The following is an 18,139-nucleotide window of genomic DNA, read 5'->3' as shown; positions in this document are numbered from 1 at the left end:
ATAAAACTTTTTTAATCTTCCGGACAATCACAGCACGTTTTCGCCAACAGCGCCCATTCCTGCGCCACCGTCCTAGACACCGGTGACCATTGCCTAGGCGCCGCCTGATCGCGAAGATGCCGCGGCGGCGGAGCGCGCCGCGAGATTTTTAGTTTCGGCGGCCCCATGAGCGATTTCCGACGCGTAACCGAGTCTCTTTCCGTCAGTCCGCAGGTCACCGAGGCCGACATGGCGCGCGCGGCGGCCGAGGGATTCGTGCTGGTGATCAACAATCGCCCCGACGGCGAGGATCCCAGCCAGCCGTCCGCCGCGACCATCGAGGCGGCGGCCCGCGCCGCGGGTCTGGACTATCTGCATGTGCCGGTGCGCGGCGGGCCGACCCAGGAGCAGGTCGATGCGGTGCGCGCGGCGGTCGAGGCCGCGGACGGCCCGGTGCTGGCCTTCTGTCGCTCAGGCACGCGCTCGATCGTCACCTGGTCGATCGGCCAGGCGCTGGCGGGAGAAGATCGTGAGACCCTGGTCAGCCAGGGCCGCGAAGCGGGATACGATCTGTCAGGCGTCCTGCCGGGCTGAGTCGGATTGACCTAGAAGGCGGCCGCTTCGCGCGCCGCCATCGGCGTGGGTTCGGCCTCGCAGCTGGCCAGGACGAACTGGGCCATGATGATACAGAGGACCGCGAAGGCCGCGCGCTGGAGCCGTTTTGAAACAAAAATCGCCGCGTCCGCCGCCATGGCCCCGTCCTCCGAAGGTTACTGAGGGGTTAAAGCGCAAGACCGGCGCCATTCTTTAACTTCACGCGCATCGCGGGGGGCGAAACCGCCCACACTTTCGCCCGATGCGCTTTCCGGAGCGTCCGCGATGATTCCCTTCGTCCGCGAGCTGGAGTTCGAGTACGGCCGCTGCGACCAGGTCTCGCCGCTGATCCGGCGGGTGATCGCGCGCAATCCCGGGCCGTTCACCTACACCGGCACCGGCGTCTACATCGTCGGCCAGGGCGAGGTGGCGGTGATCGACCCCGGTCCCGACCTGGCCGAACACTTCGAAGCGCTGAAGGCGGCCCTGGCCGGCGAACGGGTGACCCACGTGCTGGTCACGCACCATCACCTGGACCACTCCCCCCTCGCCTATCCGCTGGCGCAGGCGTTCGGGGCCAAGGTCTACGGCCTCCCCGCCCCCGCGCCCCATGCCAACGACGCCCCGGCCTTGGAGGAAGGCGCGGACGACCGCTTCCGCCCGGACGTGGTCCTGGCCGACGGCGACGTGCTGAGCGGTCCAGGCTGGACGCTGGAGGCGGTGACCACGCCGGGCCACACCTCCAACCACGTCTGCTTCGCCCTGAAGGAAGAAAACGCCTTCTTCTCCGGCGACCACATCATGGGCTGGTCGACGACGGTGATCACGCCGCCCGACGGCGACATGGGCGACTATTTCGCCAGCCTGGCCAAGGTGCGGGCTCGGGACTTCGACACGCTGTGGCCGACCCACGGCGCGCCGGTGCGCGAGGTCGGGCCGTTCATCGACGCCTATGTCGCCCACCGCCGGGCGCGCGAGGCCCAGATCGTCGAGGCTCTGGGCGCGGGCTTCACGTCCATCAAGGCCATGGTGCCCAGCCTCTACGCGGCCGTCGATCCGCGCCTGCACCCAGCCGCGGCCCACTCGGTGCTGGCCCACATGCTCCAGTTGGTCCGCGAGGGCCGCGTCTTGGCCGACGGCCAGGGCATGGACGCCGTGTACCGGCTCGCGTCCTAGAGCATTTTCCGATCCGAACGGATCTGCAAAATGCTCCAGATTTTTGATTTAGAGCCCTTTTTATCCGACTGATCGTTTCGATCAGGTCGGAAAGGGCTCTAACGCTTCACCGCCGCCAGCAGGTTGCCGATCCGCTCGCAGTTGCGCCCCTGGTCGGGGCCGGCGTCGCGGCTGACCGAGCGCATGTCGATCCGCGAGCCTTGGGCGTCGGGACGGATGCGCACGGCCAGGTCGTCGGTCAGGCCGTACCAGAACGTGCTGCCCGTGGCCTCCAGCTGCCCCTCCACGGGACCGTCGGTCACCACGGTCATGCCCGCAGCCAGCACGGCGGTCTTGACCGCGTGGTAGGCGTCGCTGGGCGCCTTCGAGATCACCAGCGGCCTGGCGGCCGGACAGGTCTCGGCATTGATGTCGGCGATGCGACGACCGGCGTAGGCGTCCGAGCCGACCGGCAGGGCCGGATCGTCGGTGATGGCCTCGGCCGAGCCGCCGCGCGCGGCCAGGGCCGCATCGGTGAAGGCCAGGGGCGTCTCCCAGTCGGTGGCGACATCGTGGATCGGCGGGGTGACGCCGCTCAGCGTCCGGGCGCCGGCCATCACCAAAAGGGTCACGAGCGTCACCGCCAGGGCCAGCACGGCCGCGCGCCACAGGCGCGAGAAGCCGGCGATCAGGGCGACGATGATCCCGACCACGCCGGTCGCGATGCTGACGAAGGCGATCTTCGGCGCCCAGTCCAGGGTCATCAGCGTGTAGCCCAGCGGACGACCGATCGCCTCCAGCTTCACGCCCAGGGCGCCGCCGACGGCCAGGATGGCGGGCGTCAGGGCGATCAGCAGGGCGATGTCCAGGTAGAGACGCGGGAAGTTCAGCGCCTTCTTCGCCTTGGGCTTGCGCACCGGTGATATCGGGGCGGCGAACGGCAGGGGCTCCGGCGTCGACGCGGCGGGGGGTTCCGGCGGTTCGGCCAGCCGCAGCGGCGGCTCGGCTTCGGCGACCGGAGGGACCGGCTCGGGCTCAGGCTGGAGCTCGGCGACTTCCGACGTCGGTTCTGGCTCGACCGCAGGGGCCGGCTCTTCGACGACGGAGATAGGCGGTTCAGCCTCCGTCACTTCAGGTTCGGGGGAGACGACCAGAGCAGGAATCTCAGAGACCGGAGACGGCGCGTCGGCGACTTCCGGCGCCTCTTCGGCCACCGGAACCAACGGCGCCTCGGGCTCGGCCCCAGCCTCGACTTCGGCGACAGCCTCGGGTGCTTCCAGGACCGGGTCGGGTTCCGGCTGAGGCGTAGAGACTTCGGTCTCTGCGACCTCCGCAGCGTGTTCGAGTTCGGCGACTTCGGCGACCGGCTCGGGCTCAGCAAAGGCGGCAGGCGCCTCGACCTCGGCGGCCGAGACCGGCGCTTCGGCTTCCGGCTTCGCGAATGCGGCCAGGCCCACGCCCGCGATCACGGGCGCCAGCACGCCGAGGAGCGGCGTCGGGTCGACAGCGACGGCTTCAGGCGCGGCGGTTTCGATGGGGGCCTCGTCGGCCGCCGAGGCAGGCGCCTCAGCGGCCGACGGGAGCTCCCCCAGCGCCGTCTCCGCTTCGACTTCCTCGGGCGGATCGGGGGCGTAGATCACGGACGCCTGGCCACCGTCGGCGGCCGCCAGGGTCGGGGCCGGCGCGAGGGACGGCAGGACATAGCCGCTTTCGACCAGCTGCTTGCGGATCACCTTCTTGTCGATCTTGCCGGTCGCGCCCAGCGGGATGTCGTCGACGAACAGCACGTCGTCGGGCGTCCACCACTTGGCGATCTTGCCCTGGAGGTAGTCGAGGAACTCCTCCTTGGTCGCGGTCTCGCCCTCCTTCAGCTTGACCAGCAGCACCGGCCGCTCGTCCCACTTGGGGTGCGCCGCGCCGACCACCGCCGCCAGGGCGGCCTTGGGATGGCCGACGGCGATGTTCTCGATCTCGATGGTGCTAATCCACTCGCCGCCGGACTTGATGACGTCCTTGGCGCGGTCGGTGATCTGCATGAAGCCGTGGTCGTCGATGGTGGCCACGTCGCCGGTGTCGAAGAAGCCCTCGTCATCCAGGATCTTGCCGCCGGCGCCCCGGAAGTATTCGGCGGCGATGATCGGGCCGCGGATCTTCAGGTGACCGAACGCCTTGCCGTCGTGCGGCAGCGGACCGCCCGCGTCGTCGCGCAGGCAGATCTCGACGCCCAGCGGCGGCCGGCCCTGCTTCAGGCGATAGGGCATCTGCTCGTCATAGGGCAGCTTGGAAAGCTCGTCGGTCATCACCGACAGGGTCCCGACGGGCGAGGTCTCGGTCATGCCCCAGGCGTGGACCACCTCGACGTCGTACTTTTCCTGGAAGGCGCGGATGATGCTCTCGGGGCAGGCCGCCCCGCCGATCACCACCTTCTTCAGCAGGGGCAGGGTCGCGCCCGTGGCCTCGAGGTGCTGCAGCAGCATCTGCCAGACGGTCGGCACTGCGGCCGAGAACGTGACACCTTCAGTGTCCAGCAGTTCGAAGATCGAGGCGCCGTCCATCTTGGCGCCCGGCATCACCATCTTGGCGCCCGTGCCCGGGGCCGAGAACGCCACGCCCCAGGCGTTGGCGTGGAACATCGGCACCACCGGCAGGATCACGTCCTTCTGCGACAGGCCCATCACGTCGGGCTGCAGGGTGATCAGGGTGTGCAGGAAGTTCGAGCGGTGCGAATAGAGCACCCCCTTGGGGTCGCCCGTCGTGCCCGAGGTGTAGCAGAGACCGGCCGCCGTACCCTCGTCGAAGCCGCCCCAGGCGCACTGGGCGTGGTGCTGCTCGATCAGGTCTTCGTAGCAGAGCAGGCCCTTGAAGTGCGGCGCGTCGCCGGCCGGAGCGAAGTCGGCCGGCATGTGGTCGCGGTCGGTGAAGACGACCACGTGCTCCAGGCTCGGCACGCGCGGGATGATCGCGGCGATGATCGGCAGGAAGGTCAGGTCGGTGAAGACGACCTTATCGCCGGCATGGTCGGCGATCCAGGCGATCTGCTCGGGGAACAGGCGCGGGTTCAGGGTGTGGCAGACGGCCCCGATGCCCATGATGCCGTACCAGGCTTCCATGTGGCGGCCGGTGTTCCAGGCCAGGGTGCCGACGCGGTCGCTGGGCTTGATCCCCAGGGCCAACAGGGCGTTCGACACCCGCTTGGCGCGCTCGTGGATCTGGGCGTAGGTCGTCCGCACGATCGGTCCTTCGACCGAGCGGCTCACGACTTCGCGCCCGCCATGCCACTTGGCGGCGTGGTCGATGACCTTGTCGAGGGTCAGCGCCCCATGCTGCATCAGCCCCTGCATCGGAACCTGATCTCCCGGTTGCTTATCGTTGTTCAGGCAAGGCTATCGGTGTGCGGCGCAACACGCAACGCGACGCGCCCATGGCGCGAAACGGCCACGCTCGCCAGGACTGAGTCATGTCGGGTGAAGCACAAAGCGTCTGGTTGAACCGCGTTCGACCACTCGCTCTCCGCGCCAATTCGCCGCAGTCCCGGTCAAAGTCTCGTTTGCCTTAACTGGAGTATCGTCTGGGGGTCGGCCGCACCTGGCCCGAACGAGACGACATGCTCCGCTGGCTACGATCACCTTGGGCCGATGAACGCCTGGACGAGGTGGCGATGGATACCCATCGCCTGCTGACCTCGCGCCTGATCTCGGCCGTGATCGTCGCTTTCCTGGTCGGTCGGGCGCTCGACACCCAGTGGGCGGTGTCGTGGCTGGTCGCCCTGTTCCTCGCCGAGGGCGTCGCCCGCTTCGCCACCCGCCGGTTCACTAAAGGCCGCGCCGCCACCCCGGCCCTGCGCCTGGCCTTCGTGATGGGCGCCCTGCCGGTCAACCTGGCCTGGGGCTGGCTGGCGACGATGCTGTGGCTGGCGCCCGACGACACCCTGAAGCTGGCCGCCGTCGGCGTCTGGGTGGGCCAGATCGTCTTCACCCAGAACTATCGCCACCAGCCGTGGCCGCTGGTCGCCGTCAGCTCGTTCGTGCCGCTGGTCAGCCTGGTGGTCTTTCCGTTCTTCTTCTACGACGCCCGCGGCCTGGGTCCCGAGACCGCCCGCTGGGGTCTGCTGCTGCTGACGCTGAACACCATCAGCACCATGATCTCCAACCGCGCCGCCGCCCGGCGCATGGACGAGCTGACCAACGGCCTGCGCGAGGAGCGCGAGCGCGCCCTGGAAGCCGCCCGCGCCAAGTCGACCTTCATCGCCGTCACCAGCCACGAGCTGCGCACCCCGATGAACGGCCTGCTGGGCATGGCCCACGCCCTGGAACGCTCGAACCTCGATCCGGCCCAGCGCGAGCAGATCGAGCTGATGATCCGCTCGGGCGACAGCCTGATGCAGCTGCTCAACGACGTGCTGGACCTGTCGCGCATCGAGACCGGCAAGGTCGAGCTGGCGCCCGAGGCCGTCGATCCGCGCGCCATCGTCGCCGACGTGGTCGACGCCTGGCGCGACGCGGCGGTGTTCAAGGGGCTGTCGCTGTTTGCCGGCTTCGACGCCGAGGTCCCCGCCTGGGTGCGGGTCGATCCCCTGCGCGTGCGCCAGGTGCTGACAAACCTGGTCTCGAACGCGGTGAAGTTCACCAGCCAGGGCCACGTGCGCGTGGCCGTCAGCGCCGAGCCGATCGGGACCGACTGGATGATCCGGTTCGCCGTCACCGACACCGGCCCCGGCGTACCGGCCGGCGCGACCGAGCGCGTGTTCGACAGCTTCACCCAGGCCGACGAGACGATTTCGCGTCGCCACGGCGGCGCGGGCCTGGGCCTGGCCATTTCCCGCGCCCTGGCCCGTCAGCTGGGCGGCGACCTGGAGCTGCGCACCGGCGGTCCGACCGGCGCCACCTTCGTCTTCAGCGTCCGCGTGCAGGAGACCGAGGAGCCGCCCGCCCCCGCGCCGGAGGCTCAGGTCGACGAAGACGCCCTGGACCAGATCCACGTGCTGATGGCCGAGGACAACACCATCAACCAGTTGGTCGTTCGCACCATGCTGGAGCCGGCCGGCGTCGCCCTGACCGTGGTCGAGAACGGCGAGCAGGCGCTGAAGGCGATGAACGAAGGCCGCTTCGACTGCGTGCTGATGGACATCAACATGCCGGTCATGGACGGGATCACCGCCCTGCAGGCCATCCGCAACGGCCAGACCAGCCATCCCGCCCTGCCCGTCATCGCCCTGACCGCCTCGGCCATGGCCGGCGACCGCGAGCGTTTCCTGGGCCTGGGCTTCGACGACCATCTGGGCAAGCCGGTGAAGCCGATGGACCTGATCATGGCCATCGCCCGGGCCGTAAACCCGGATCCGCCGGACGAGGATGCGCTGCGGGGCGCGGCCTGAGCCCTACCCCATCGTCTCCGCGAGCGCCCGGGCCTCGTCCTCGAAGGCGTTGACCGTGTCGACCTTGCGCCAGGTGATCTCGCCGGTTTCGCGGGTCAGCTGGTTCTCCAGCACCGCCACGTCGGCGTCCGAGGCGTCGTTGATCCGGGCGGCGACGCGGGCGCGTAGCACTTCTGGCGGCGCCTCCAGCCACACGCCCAGGAAGCCGACGTCGCAGGCCTTGGCCAGGGCCTCGGCGCGGGCGCGCTCCTCAGGTTTCAGGAATACCGCGTCCAGCACCACCGAGCGCTTGGCCTTCAGGCACAGCTCGGCGTCGTGGAACAGCTGGTCATAGACCTTGGCGCTCATCTCCGGCGTATAGGCCTCGCGCGGCAGGCGCTGCAGGGACGGCACGCCCCACAGGCGCTTGCGGATCTCGTCGGTGCGCAAAACGACCGCGCCGGGGGCCGAGCCCAGGCCCGGCGCGCAGACGCGTGAGAAGGTCGACTTGCCCGAGCCCGACAGGCCGCCGGCCGCCACCAGGCTGACCGGCTTGGGCGCCAGGTGCTCCAGGGCGGTGTTCAGATAGGCCCGCGCGGCCTCGTCGTCGCCGGTATAGGCCCAGACGTGGGTGCGTACGGCGGCGCGGACGGACAGCATCAGCGGCAGGGCCGCCAGGCCCGTCCACAGGCCTTCGCCGAACGTGCGGGCGGCCTCGTCCAGATAGGCGTTCAGCACCCGGCCGGCGGCGTCGCGGCGACGGCGGAAATCCAGATCCATCAGCAGGAAGGCCAGATCGTACTGCACGTCGATGTCCGACAGGGTGTCGTTGAACTCGATGCAGTCGAACAGGATCGGCTGACCGTTCTCGATCAGGATGTTCCCGAGGTGCAGGTCGCCGTGGCAGTGGCGGGCGAAGCCCTCCGTGGTGCGGCCGTCCAGCAGCGGGCCGAGACGTTCGAGCGCGACGTCGGTCTCATGCACCAGGCGCTCGACCGCCTGCTTGCCCAGGCGCGAGGACAGGCCCCGCAGCAGGTTGGCGTTCGAGCGGATCGTGTAGCCCAGGGCCGAGACGCCGCCGCCCTGCGGGCGCAGGTCCGAACCGGCGTGGAAGCGGGCCACCGTGCGACCCAGCGAATCCTCGAGCTCGTCGTCGATCGCCCACGGCTGTGTGGCCAGCACGCCGTTCTGGTCGAAGCGGCGCATCTCCAGCAGGTACTCGACGATCTCGCCCTCGCCGTCGATCTCGATGCCGCCGTCGGCGGTGCGGGTCAGGCGGCGGACCTCGCGATAGATGTCGGGCGCGGCGGCGCGGTTGAAGGTCAACTCGCGCTCCAGCGCCCAGCGGCGCAGCTCCAGCGTCGAATAGTCCAGGAAGCCGAAGTCGACCGGGCGCTTGACCTTGAAGGCCGAGCCGCCGACCAGGAACACCCGGGCGCACGAGGTCTCGATCGTGTCTTCCGACCGTTCGCCAAACCAGGCGGCCACTTCCTGCTCGCGCGCGGCTTCCGCGTCCTTGATCACGCCGAAAATCCCATCTTTGCACGCACGAAAACCGGCGCGGTGGCTGCATAGCCGAAACAAGCGAACAAGTCGCCTCGCGCAACCCTTGCTACGGTCAAGTTTTCGCGGTTAGATTGCATTGAAGCCAATCGGTGCGAGTGTCACATGCTTGTCGGCGCGGGTCTGAAACGGTCGGGGCAGAAGCGCGAGGAGATCCTCGGCTCGGCCAGGAACCTGTTCCTACGCCAGGGCTACGCCGACGCCGGCATGGAGGTGGTGGCCCGCGCGGCCGGGGTCTCGACGGCGACGCTCTACGCCTACTTCCCCAGCAAGGCCGACCTGTTCAAGGCCATCGTCATGGAGACGGTCAGCGGCATCGCCGCGCCCGTGCGCGAGGCCGTGCGGACCAAGGGCGACGCCCGCGTCCGCCTGACGGCCCTGGCCATCGCCTACGCCACCTTCTTCTCGCGCGCCGACACCCGGGCCATGTTCCGCATGGTGACGGCCGAGCGCCGCCGCTTCGAGGACGTGGCCGAATACTTCCTGCAAAGCGCCCGCGACGAACTGGGCGGCGCGGCGATCTCGGTGATCAACGACCTGGTCAGGACCGGCGAGCTGAAGGTCGAGAAACCCTCGTGGGCCGCGGGCCAGCTGATGGGTATGCTGGATCACGTGACCCTGGTGCTGGGCCTCTCGGCCGGCGACGACGTGCAGTCGCGGCGGCCCGTGCGCGACATCGCCGAGGACGCGGTGACGACGTTCCTGGCGCGCTATGGCGTAGCGGCGGGATAGACACATCCGGGCCGGCGCCCCCGAAGCTGGCCGCCCCCCAGACCCATCCCCGGTTCGCGCCCCTTCCGCGAGCCGTTGCACTGCCTTGCCTTAGGGTTAAGGTCGGTCCCTCAAGTTCGAAGGGCCAGTTCAAGCTTACCGTTCGCGCGATCGAAACTGTTCTCGATCGCGCCCCCGACGATCTTCCAGTGCGCGTCGATCACGAAGGGGGACCCGGTGGCCTATACCGTTGCTCAGCTGACCGCCTATTACACCGCCGCGAACTTCGGCCAGGCGCCAGACGCCGCGACGGTGACGAGCTTCACCCAGGGGGTCGCCCAGGCGGCCTCGGGCGCCATCTCCGACCAGCAGGTGCTGGCCCTGGCGCTGCAGAGCCCTCAGGTGCGGGCCACCACCGATGTCGCCGTCGCCGTATATCAGTACTTCAACGGCTCGGCGCCCAGCCAGGCGGGCCTGAACTACCTGCTCAACACGCCCGGCTCGGGGCTGAACACCACCTATTACAACGGCGCGACGGGTACGGCCTCGAACCCCAGCGAGGGCGGCTTCAACCTCGAGAACCGCTACTACAACCTGGCGATCAGTCAGGCCTTCCAGGGCCCCAACGCCGCCGCCTTCGCGTCGGCCTATGGGGCGCTGAGCCTGGCCGCGACCGTCGCCCAGGCCTACGAGCAGATCGTTGGAACGGCCGTGGTCGGGGCCTCGCAGGTCGCCGCCGCCGTGGCCGCGATCCAGGAATCCATCCCCTTCTTCCAGCAGGTCGCCGCCGCGCGGGCCGGGACCTTCAACCAGGACCTGGCGACCAAGGCGATCATCGTCGGCTACATCCTGGAGGAGTCGATCAAGGCGGGCGTCGGCGCCTACGCCCTGGCGCTGGACCAGCACCACGCCTCGATCGCCAACAACACCGCCGTCTACAACGCCAACATCCTGACCGCCTACGCGCCGGGCGCGGCGACCTATGGCAAGGGTGTCGGCGGCGGCATCATGCCGGTCTATGTGTCGGGATCGCCGGTCGCCCAGCAGCGGGTCGACCTGCCGACCGGCTCCATCGTCAACCTGACGGGCGGACTGGGCGCGGGGCTCACCCTGCAGCTCCACGACGCCTCGGGCGCGACCGACACGCTGAGCCTTGGCCTCTACGGCAATGGCGCCTTGCCGTTCACCGGCGGCGCGGCCATCAACGGCCTGACCCTGGGCGGCACGGCCGTGGCCGGTTCGATCGAGATCCTCAACGTGGTCTCGGGCGGCTCCCTGAACAACGACAAGGTCGGCAGCGACAACGTCGTGGCGCTAAACGCCGCCACCGCGCCGAACATCGTCAATGTTTCGGGCTCCCAGGCGATGACCGTCGTGACGGGCGCCATCACCCACAGCATCCTGCTGGACGGCACGGCGGCGACGGGTGGCCTGGTCCTGGCCGGCGGCCAGGCGGTCGCCGCGGGCGTGGCGGTCAACCTCGTCGGCGGCTCGGCCAACGACACCCTGATCGCGGGCCTCTCGACCACGGCCGTGGCCCAGAGCATCACCGGGGGCAAGGGCGGCGACGCCATCCTGCTGGGCAGCGGGCTGTATGACCCCCTAAACGAGGAACTGGCAAACGGCGCGGCGACCCACAAGCCGATCAACACCCTGATCTACAAGGCCGTCACCGACTCCCTGTTCAGCGACGACAGCCAGGCCGGCTCGGCCCGCCGCGCGATGCAGTTCGCCAACACCTCGACCATGGACGCGGTCTTCGGCTTCGTCAGCGGCCAGGACAAGATCGACGTCAAGGCGCTGGGCATGACCCAGGCCGAACTGGTGGTGGTCGACAAGGGAACCGTCACCGACCTCGCCGGCTTCAACGCCCTGGTCGCCGCCGGCAACTTCTACAGGGATGCCGGCGGGGTGACCCGCCGGGCGACCATCGTCCACGGCGGGCCGGACACTTATCTCTTCATCGACGTGAACCACAACGGCGCCTTCGACCCCACCGGCGATCTCGCCGTGAAGTTCGTCGGGATCGCCACCCTCGCGAGCGGCGACCTGATCGGGCTCTAGCTCGTCACCCCATCGGCTTGTCGAGCGACTTCGGCGGCTCGCTGAACCACTTGGGACCTTCCGGCGTCATGTGCAGGCAGTCCTCGAGCCGGACGCCGAACTCGCCGGGAATGTAGATGCCGGGCTCGTCCGAGAAGCACATGCCGGGCGCCAGCTTGGTCGTCTCCGACATGACGAAGTTCACCGGCTCGTGGCCGTCCATGCCGATGCCGTGGCCGGTGCGGTGCGACAGGCCCGGCAGCTTGTAGCGCGGCCCCCAGCCGAGGCTGTCGTAATAGGCCCGCACGGCGCGGTCGACCGAGCCGGCCTCGACCCCGATCCTGGCCGCCTCGAACGCCACCTGCTGGCCGCGCGCGACGTCGTTCCAGACCTTGCGCTGGCGGGCCGAGGGCTCGCCGAACACGAAGGTGCGCGAGATGTCCGACTCGTAGCCGCCGACATTGCAGCCGCAATCCATCAGCACGACCTGGCTCTCGCCCAGCACCTGGGGCTGGCGCGAGCCGTGCGGATAGGCGCTGGCCTCGCCGATCAGGATCAGGTTGAAGCTGACCCGCGCGCCATGGGCCGCCGTGCGTTCGCTCATCAGGGCGGCGATATCGCGCGGCCCCATACCGGCGCGAACCTTGGCGTGGGTGTAGCGCAGGGCGTCGACCGTGATGTCGGCCGCCACCTGCATCAGGGCGATCTCGGCCGGCGTCTTGATCATCCGGCAACCCCGGAACGCCGCCGCACCGGAGACGACCTTGGCCCCGGTCAGCGCGCCCGTCAGCCCCTCGACGATGAAGGTGCGGATCGTCTCCTCGACGCCAATCTTGCCCGAGGCCAGCTTGCGGTCGGCCAGCAGGCCGACGGCGATGGCGTAAGGGCTCTCGTCTTCCTCCCAGGTGCGGACCTCGGCGGGCACGCCCAAGCTCTGGCGGATCGAGGGCTCCTCGAACTTCGGCACGACCATGCCGATCTGACCCTCGCGCGGAATGATCGCCAGGCACGGCCGCTCGCTACGGCTCCACTGCACGCCAGTGAAATAGTCGAGCGACGAGCCCGGCTCGGTGACGATGGCCGACAGGCCCAGCTTCACCATCAGCGCCTGGGCGCGCTCCAGCCGCGACTGGCGCTCGGCCGGACCGATCAGGGCGATGCCGTCGGTCAGCTTCCTGAAGCCGTCCTGCCTGGCCCAGGCCGGCGTGCTCGCGACGACCGCGCCCGCTGCTGCGCCGGCCAGAAAGCCGCGACGGCCGAGGGTTTGAAGTACGCTCATGTCGATCCTCGAAACAGGGGAAGCGGAACTGGACGGCAAACTCGCCTGTCAGGCCTCGACCGGAAACCCACTTTCCCGCCAGGTCTTCAGGCCGCCATCCAAGGCGGTCGCGCGCATGAAGCCCAGGCTGCGCAGCGTCGCGGCGGCCAGGGTCGAGATCTTGCCGAACTCGCAGCAGGTGACGATGCGCACCGTGGGGTCGGGGATCTCCTCGTTGACCCGCAGCTCCAGCTGGCCGCGCGGCAGGTGCTTGGCGCCGGGGATGTGGCCGGCGTCGAAGGCGGCCTTTTCGCGAACGTCGAGGATCATCAGGTCGTTGGGCCGGCCGGCGAGGCGCTGGTTCAGCTCCTCCATGCCGATGTGCGGCACCATGGCGGCGGCCTCGGACAGCAGCTGGGTGACCGTCTTGCCGCCGCTCATATTGGTGCGCAGGGCCTCGGTCAGGTGGGTCGGGGCGGCCAGGTTCAGCTCGCGCATCATCTGCACGAACGCGTCCCGCTCGCGCTTCTGCAGGCGCGGATTGCCCTCGATCTCGGCGCCGATCGTGGTGTGCGGGCGGTCCTTGTACTCGTGAGCCGGGAAGACCAGCGTGGCCGGGTCCAGCTTCAGGAGCTTGCCGAACAGGCTGTCATAGAGCTGGTCCGGATCGCCGGTCGGCAGGTCGGTGCGGCCCGTGCCGCCGATCAGCAGGGTGTCGCCGGTGAAGACCCGGTCGCCGACCACCAGGCACATCGAGTCCCGCGTGTGGCCGGGCGTGTGCAGGGCGCGAATGCGCAGATTGCCGACGATCAGCATGTCGTCGTCGTCCAGCCGCAGCTTGGCGTGCGGCGCGGGGCTGGCGGCGTGCATGACTATGGTGGCGTCGAACAGCTCGGCGGCCTTCTGGGCGGCCGAGAAGTGGTCGGCGTGGGTGTGGGTGTCGATCACGTATCGGACCCGCAGGCCGTCCTGCAGCGCCAGGGCCCGGTAGCGATCGATCTGGCTGATCTCGGGATCGATCAGCACCGCGCTCAGGGTGTCGGGGCAGCCGACCAGGTACGAACGACAGCCGCCGGTGGCGATTTGTTCGAAGATCATGTCGGCTCCCCCGAGCTCTGGCCTTACTTCGGTTGGGCGACCACGCGCAGGTACGGCTTCACGGTCTTGAAGCCGTCCGGATACTTCTGGCGGGCGACCTCGTCGCTGACCGACGGCGGGATGATCACGTCGTCGCCCGGACGCCAGTTCACCGGCGTCGCCACCGTGTGCTTGGCCGACAGCTGCACCGAGTCCAGCAGGCGCAGCACCTCGTTGAAGTCGCGGCCCGAGGTCATCGGATAGATCAGCATCGCCTTGATCTTCTTGTCCGGCCCGATGATGAACACCGCGCGGACCGTGGCGTTGTCGGCGGCCGTGCGGCCTTCCGAGGTGTCGCCCGCGCCTTCCGGCAGCATGTCATAGAGCTTGGCGACGGCCAGCTCGGTGTCGCCGATCATCGGATAGTTGACCGCGTGACCTTGCGTCTCCTCGATGTCGGCGGCCCACTTGGCGTGGTTCTCGACCGGGTCGACCGACAGGCCGATGACCTTGGTGTTGCGCTTGTCGAACTCGGGCTTCAGGCCGGCCATGTAGCCCAGCTCGGTCGTGCAGACCGGGGTGAAGTCCTTGGGGTGCGAGAACAGGATCGCCCAGCCGTCGCCGATCCAGTCGTGGAAGGTGATCTCGCCCTGGGTGGTCTTGGCCGTGAAGTTCGGCGCCTCGGAATTGATCCGCAACGACATGGGTCGGTCTCCGGTCCTGTCGGCCCGCGTCGGGCGAGCCCTGTGGCTATGAGGTGCTGACGCGCGTCGACGGCCCGTTCGCGCTAACGTTTAGCGCGCTAGGCTTAGCCCCCTACTCGATCCGGGGAAAGGCGCCTCGGCGAGCCAAGCTTGACAATGTTCAGGGGTAGAGCCGCTTGGTCGTCCAGCCGCCTTCCGCACGCTCAAACACCAGCCGCTCGTGCAGGCGGAACGGGCGATCGCGCCAGAACTCGATGGTCACCGGCACGATGCGATAGCCCGACCAGTGCGGCGGGCGCGGCACCTTTCCGAGCCCGAACTTCAGGCCCATCTCGGCGACCCGCTTTTCCAGGGCCAGGCGGTCCGGCAGCGGTCGCGACTGATCGCTGGCCCACGCGCCGATCTGGCTGTGGCGAGCGCGGCTGGCGAAATAGGCGTCGGCCTCGGCCTCGGTGGTGGGCTCGACCACGCCCCGGATCCGCACCTGGCGGCGCAGCGACTTCCAGTGGAACAGGATAGCGGCCTTGGGCTGGCCCGAGAGCTCCTGGCCCTTGGCGCTCTGGGTGTTGCTGTAGAAGACGAAGCCGCGCGGATCGAAGTCCTTCAGCAGCACCATCCGCGAGTCGGGCATGCCGTCGGCGTCGACCGTCGAGACCGTCATGGCGTTGGGGTCGTTGGGCTCCTTCTTGCCCGCCTCCTCCAGCCATTCGGCGAACAGGGCGAAGGGATCCTCCTCCGACAGCAGGGCCGGCGGGACCGCCTCGGTCACCTGGCGGACATAGTCGTCCTCGCTGGGCGAGGCGGGGATCAGGGTCGTGTCGGCGCTCATGTCCCAGATATAGGCCGCCTCCCGCGCCAGGGCCACATCCGGGCGGTCCCCTAAAGTCTTAACTTAACCCGCCGTTGACCATCCCGACGGCAGGGTCGGCGGATGACTGCCCGCGCCTCCGCCCTGACGCTCGCCGCCGCCCGCGCTTTGCTGGGCGTGGCCGCCGACGCGGACGAGCGCGAGCTGCGCAAGGCCTATCGCGAGGCCGCCAAGCGGGCGCATCCGGATCGCCCCACCGGCGACGCGGCGCTGTTCCGCGACGTGCTGGCCGCCTATCGCCTGCTGCAGGACCATCCGTACCAGCCCACCAGCTTCCCGCCGGCCGTGACCAACGCGGCCGCGATCGTCGACCGCGTGGTCCTGGAGATCGACATCGCCACCGCCGTCGATGGCGGCGCCGAAGACCTGATGATCGACGGTCGCCACCTGCGGCTGAAGCTGCCGGCCGGTCTGCGCGAGGGCGACAAGGTCCGGGTCGAGGGCGTGCTGTTCGAGGTCCGCCTGCGTCCGCAGGACGGCGCCCTGGTGCGCGGCGACGACATCTGGCTGACCGGCAAGGTCGATCCGCGCGTGCTGTCCGAGGGCGGCCGCGTCGACGCCGACACCCCGCTGGGCCCGCGCCCGGCCTGGATCTCGACCAAGGCCGCCGCCCGCGGCCTGGTCCGCCTGCCGGGGCAGGGTTTGCCGGCCCGCGCGGCGCACAAGGCGGGGGATCTGTTCCTGCGCCTGGAAGCCGCCGAAGCCGGCGCCGAGAGCCCGGCGCGTTCGCTGCTGAAGCGCTTCGCGGCTGCCTGGGCGGCTTAGAACCTAGACGCCGTACTCTCTCCTCCCCCAACGAGGGGGAGGAGAGATGCGGCTCCGCAAACAAATCATATCGCGCGCGATCTTTTTTGCGCACAACTCTTGCATTTATATCGTGCACGATTAAATCGTTCACATCACGCCAAGCCAAGGAGCTTCCCGATGACCACCCTCTACACCACTCGCGCCACCGTCGTTGGCGGCCGCGAAGGCCACGCCCGTACCGAAGACGGCCTGCTGGACGTCCAGCTGTCGATGCCCAAGGCCCTGGGCGGCAAGGAGACCGGCACCAACCCCGAGCAGCTGTTCGCCGCCGGCTACGCCGCCTGCTTCCAGAGCGCCATGGCCCACGTCGCCCGCACCCAGAAGATCGCGCTGACGGGCTCGACCGTGACCGGTCAGGTTGGCCTCGCCACCGCCGAAGTCGGTTTCCGCCTGGAAGTCGCCCTGGAAGTCGAAACCCAAGGCCTGAGCCAAGCCGACGCCGAGGCCCTGGTTGCGACCGCCCACCAGGTCTGCCCCTATTCGAACGCCACCCGTGGCAATGTCGACGTGGCCATCACCGTGAAGGCCGCCTAAGTCAGTAAGACGATGACCCAGAAGAAGCCCACGCCGTCCGATGCTCCGATCGAGGCCCTGCGCCTCGACAACCAGCTGTGCTTCGCCCTCTACGGCGCGGCCAATCGGATGACGCGGCTCTACCGGCCGATGCTGGACGCCCTGGGGCTGACCTATCCGCAGTATCTGGCGATGCTGGTGCTGTGGGAGGCCAGTCCCCGGACGGTCGGGGCCCTGGGTGACGCGCTGGACCTGGATTCCAGCACCCTGACCCCGTTGCTCAAGCGCCTGGAGGCCGGCGGCCTCGTCGCCCGCAATCGCGATCCCGAGGACGAGCGACGGGTGATCATCGCCCTGACCGACAAGGGCCGCGCCCTGCGCGAGCAGGCGGCGACCATTCCTGAGAAGCTGTTCTGCGCCCTCGACATGCCGCTGGAGGCGATGGGGACGCTGCGCGAGCGGCTCAAGACCGTCGCGAAATAGGAATCAGGCCTGAGGCGGCTGCTGGGCTTGTTGCGCGGCGGCCTGGCGGGCGCGGTGCGCGGCGTGGTCGGCGTCGCTGGTCTGGCGCAGGGCCCGCAGGTCCTCGCTGATCCGGAAGATGGCGACATAGAACTCGCAGAAGGCGCGCCACAGCAGCACCAGGGCGCCGGCGACCAGCAGACCCGCGATCAGCACCGGGAAGGCCAGCAGCAGCGAGCCCAGGCCGGGCTCCTTCAGCGCCAGGCCGACGGCCGCGCCGACGACGGAAAAGCCGAACAGGGCCACGACCCCGAGGCCGGCCCAATAGATGAAGTGAATCACTGGTCCGGTGACCAGACGGTCAAACGTCAGCAAATCCCACAGCAGCGAGTTGGACCCGCGCTTTGTCTTTTTGGCCGGAGGCATACTGGACCCCAAGTCGGCGAAAACGCCCCTTTGGGTCATCGCTACCAGCGACGAGCCCGCTCGGCAATGCCGGGCGGGCTCGCGGTTGAATCCTTCAGAGCCAAGCGCGCCTTACTGCGGCTTGGCGCCCGCGACCGTGGCATCGATCTGAGCCTTGGTGGCCGTGGTCTGGACGCCGCCGTCGGCGGTGGCGCTGAGGCTGTTGCCCGGCAGGGCGAACTTCACGCCGCCATTGGTGACGATGACGTTGGTCGCGCCGTCGGCTCCGGTGCTGGTGCCGGTGATCTGGCCGACCGAAACGCCTTGGGCGTCCTTCACGGCCGAGCCGACCTTGAAGCTGGCCACGGTGGCCGAGCTGGGCGTGGCGGCGCTATCGGCCGTGGCGGCCGAGGGCGGCGTCGTGGTCTGCGTCGTAGTGGTGCTCTGGGTCGGCGTCGTGGTGGTCGTCGTCGACTGAGCCGGCGCCGTCGTGGCGGCCGGCGGCATCGGGCCGGCGGGCGCGGGCGCGGTGGTGGTGGTCGTGGTGCTCTGGGCGAAGGCGGCGCCGGCGAACGTCAGGGACGCGGCGGCGGCGAGCAGGGCAAGCTTGGTCATGTAACTCTCCGTCGAGGGCCCCTCCCTTGCCG

At 69.1% G+C, this 18,139-nt stretch carries 17 protein-coding genes; 8 read left to right on the top strand and 9 right to left on the bottom strand.

Features of this window, described 5'->3' with window-relative positions; genetic code table 11:
- Nucleotides 1-165 precede the first annotated feature (165 nt).
- Entirely contained in the window at nucleotides 166-573 is a 408-nt protein-coding gene (locus AC07NN_RS11110) for a TIGR01244 family sulfur transferase (protein ID WP_494640651.1), read from the top strand.
- A gap of 11 nt (nucleotides 574-584) precedes the next feature.
- On the opposite strand, the gene AC07NN_RS11105 is transcribed toward AC07NN_RS11110, so the two are convergent.
- On the bottom strand, nucleotides 585-731 hold the full coding sequence (locus AC07NN_RS11105) for a hypothetical protein (protein WP_494640649.1): 147 nt from the start codon (nucleotides 729-731) through the stop codon (nucleotides 585-587).
- A gap of 127 nt (nucleotides 732-858) precedes the next feature.
- Here AC07NN_RS11105 and AC07NN_RS11100 point away from each other — a divergent pair, with 127 nt between their 5' ends.
- Nucleotides 859-1,749 carry an MBL fold metallo-hydrolase gene (locus AC07NN_RS11100; protein ID WP_494640647.1) on the top strand — a complete coding sequence of 297 codons (891 nt, stop codon included), beginning with the start codon at nucleotides 859-861 and terminating at the stop codon, nucleotides 1,747-1,749.
- Between the two features lie 98 nt (nucleotides 1,750-1,847).
- Here AC07NN_RS11100 and AC07NN_RS11095 read toward each other — a convergent pair whose 3' ends face one another.
- Nucleotides 1,848-5,069: a long-chain-fatty-acid--CoA ligase gene (locus tag AC07NN_RS11095; protein WP_494640645.1), complete on the bottom strand. Its 3,222-nt coding sequence runs from the start codon at nucleotides 5,067-5,069 to the stop codon at nucleotides 1,848-1,850.
- A gap of 317 nt (nucleotides 5,070-5,386) precedes the next feature.
- Here AC07NN_RS11095 and AC07NN_RS11090 point away from each other — a divergent pair, with 317 nt between their 5' ends.
- The gene (locus tag AC07NN_RS11090) at nucleotides 5,387-7,102 is read left to right on the top strand and encodes an ATP-binding protein (RefSeq protein WP_494640643.1); all 1,716 of its coding nucleotides are present in this window, start codon (nucleotides 5,387-5,389) and stop codon (nucleotides 7,100-7,102) included.
- A gap of 3 nt (nucleotides 7,103-7,105) precedes the next feature.
- Here AC07NN_RS11090 and AC07NN_RS11085 read toward each other — a convergent pair whose 3' ends face one another.
- Complete coding sequence (locus AC07NN_RS11085; RefSeq protein WP_494640641.1) at nucleotides 7,106-8,605, bottom strand: bifunctional aminoglycoside phosphotransferase/ATP-binding protein; 1,500 nt, start codon at nucleotides 8,603-8,605, stop codon at nucleotides 7,106-7,108.
- 144 nt (nucleotides 8,606-8,749) lie between these two features.
- Between AC07NN_RS11085 and AC07NN_RS11080 the strand changes: the two genes are divergently transcribed.
- Nucleotides 8,750-9,376, top strand: coding sequence for a TetR/AcrR family transcriptional regulator (locus AC07NN_RS11080; protein WP_494640639.1), 627 nt, complete (start codon nucleotides 8,750-8,752; stop codon nucleotides 9,374-9,376).
- 216 nt (nucleotides 9,377-9,592) lie between these two features.
- A complete protein-coding gene (locus AC07NN_RS11075; RefSeq protein WP_494640637.1) occupies nucleotides 9,593-11,419 on the top strand; it encodes a M10 family metallopeptidase C-terminal domain-containing protein in 1,827 nt (608 codons plus the stop codon).
- A 4-nt stretch (nucleotides 11,420-11,423) separates the two neighbouring features.
- Here the strand turns inward: AC07NN_RS11075 and AC07NN_RS11070 are convergent, their stop codons facing one another.
- The 4 genes from AC07NN_RS11070 to pdxH all read right to left on the bottom strand — a co-directional run bounded on the left by AC07NN_RS11070 (nucleotide 11,424) and on the right by pdxH (nucleotide 15,266).
- The gene (locus AC07NN_RS11070) at nucleotides 11,424-12,677 is read right to left on the bottom strand and encodes a M24 family metallopeptidase (RefSeq protein WP_494640635.1); all 1,254 of its coding nucleotides are present in this window, start codon (nucleotides 12,675-12,677) and stop codon (nucleotides 11,424-11,426) included.
- Between the two features lie 48 nt (nucleotides 12,678-12,725).
- Nucleotides 12,726-13,754, bottom strand: coding sequence for an MBL fold metallo-hydrolase (locus AC07NN_RS11065; RefSeq protein WP_494640633.1), 1,029 nt, complete (start codon nucleotides 13,752-13,754; stop codon nucleotides 12,726-12,728).
- Nucleotides 13,755-13,777: 23 nt separating this feature from the next.
- A complete protein-coding gene (locus AC07NN_RS11060) occupies nucleotides 13,778-14,437 on the bottom strand; it encodes a peroxiredoxin (RefSeq protein ID WP_494640631.1) in 660 nt (219 codons plus the stop codon).
- A 160-nt stretch (nucleotides 14,438-14,597) separates the two neighbouring features.
- Nucleotides 14,598-15,266 carry a pyridoxamine 5'-phosphate oxidase gene (gene pdxH, locus AC07NN_RS11055; RefSeq protein WP_494641866.1) on the bottom strand — a complete coding sequence of 223 codons (669 nt, stop codon included), beginning with the start codon at nucleotides 15,264-15,266 and terminating at the stop codon, nucleotides 14,598-14,600.
- Nucleotides 15,267-15,368: 102 nt separating this feature from the next.
- Between pdxH and AC07NN_RS11050 the strand changes: the two genes are divergently transcribed.
- The 3 genes from AC07NN_RS11050 (at nucleotide 15,369) to AC07NN_RS11040 (ending at nucleotide 17,108) form a co-directional block, all read left to right on the top strand.
- On the top strand, nucleotides 15,369-16,070 hold the full coding sequence (locus AC07NN_RS11050; protein ID WP_494640629.1) for a J domain-containing protein: 702 nt from the start codon (nucleotides 15,369-15,371) through the stop codon (nucleotides 16,068-16,070).
- A 159-nt stretch (nucleotides 16,071-16,229) separates the two neighbouring features.
- Nucleotides 16,230-16,646, top strand: a complete 417-nt coding sequence (locus AC07NN_RS11045; RefSeq protein ID WP_494640627.1) for an organic hydroperoxide resistance protein — start codon at nucleotides 16,230-16,232, stop codon at nucleotides 16,644-16,646.
- A 12-nt stretch (nucleotides 16,647-16,658) separates the two neighbouring features.
- Nucleotides 16,659-17,108, top strand: a complete 450-nt coding sequence (locus AC07NN_RS11040; protein ID WP_494640625.1) for a MarR family winged helix-turn-helix transcriptional regulator — start codon at nucleotides 16,659-16,661, stop codon at nucleotides 17,106-17,108.
- Between the two features lie 3 nt (nucleotides 17,109-17,111).
- Here the strand turns inward: AC07NN_RS11040 and AC07NN_RS11035 are convergent, their stop codons facing one another.
- Nucleotides 17,112-17,525 carry a DUF4282 domain-containing protein gene (locus AC07NN_RS11035; RefSeq protein ID WP_494640623.1) on the bottom strand — a complete coding sequence of 138 codons (414 nt, stop codon included), beginning with the start codon at nucleotides 17,523-17,525 and terminating at the stop codon, nucleotides 17,112-17,114.
- Nucleotides 17,526-17,624: 99 nt separating this feature from the next.
- On the bottom strand, nucleotides 17,625-18,107 hold the full coding sequence (locus AC07NN_RS11030) for a hypothetical protein (protein WP_494640621.1): 483 nt from the start codon (nucleotides 18,105-18,107) through the stop codon (nucleotides 17,625-17,627).
- Nucleotides 18,108-18,139 lie beyond the last annotated feature (32 nt).

The organism is Caulobacter sp. GW821-FHT09H08, assembly GCF_059415885.1.
Note: the sequence above shows the minus strand (reverse complement) of the source record. Positions and strands in the feature narration are given on the sequence as shown.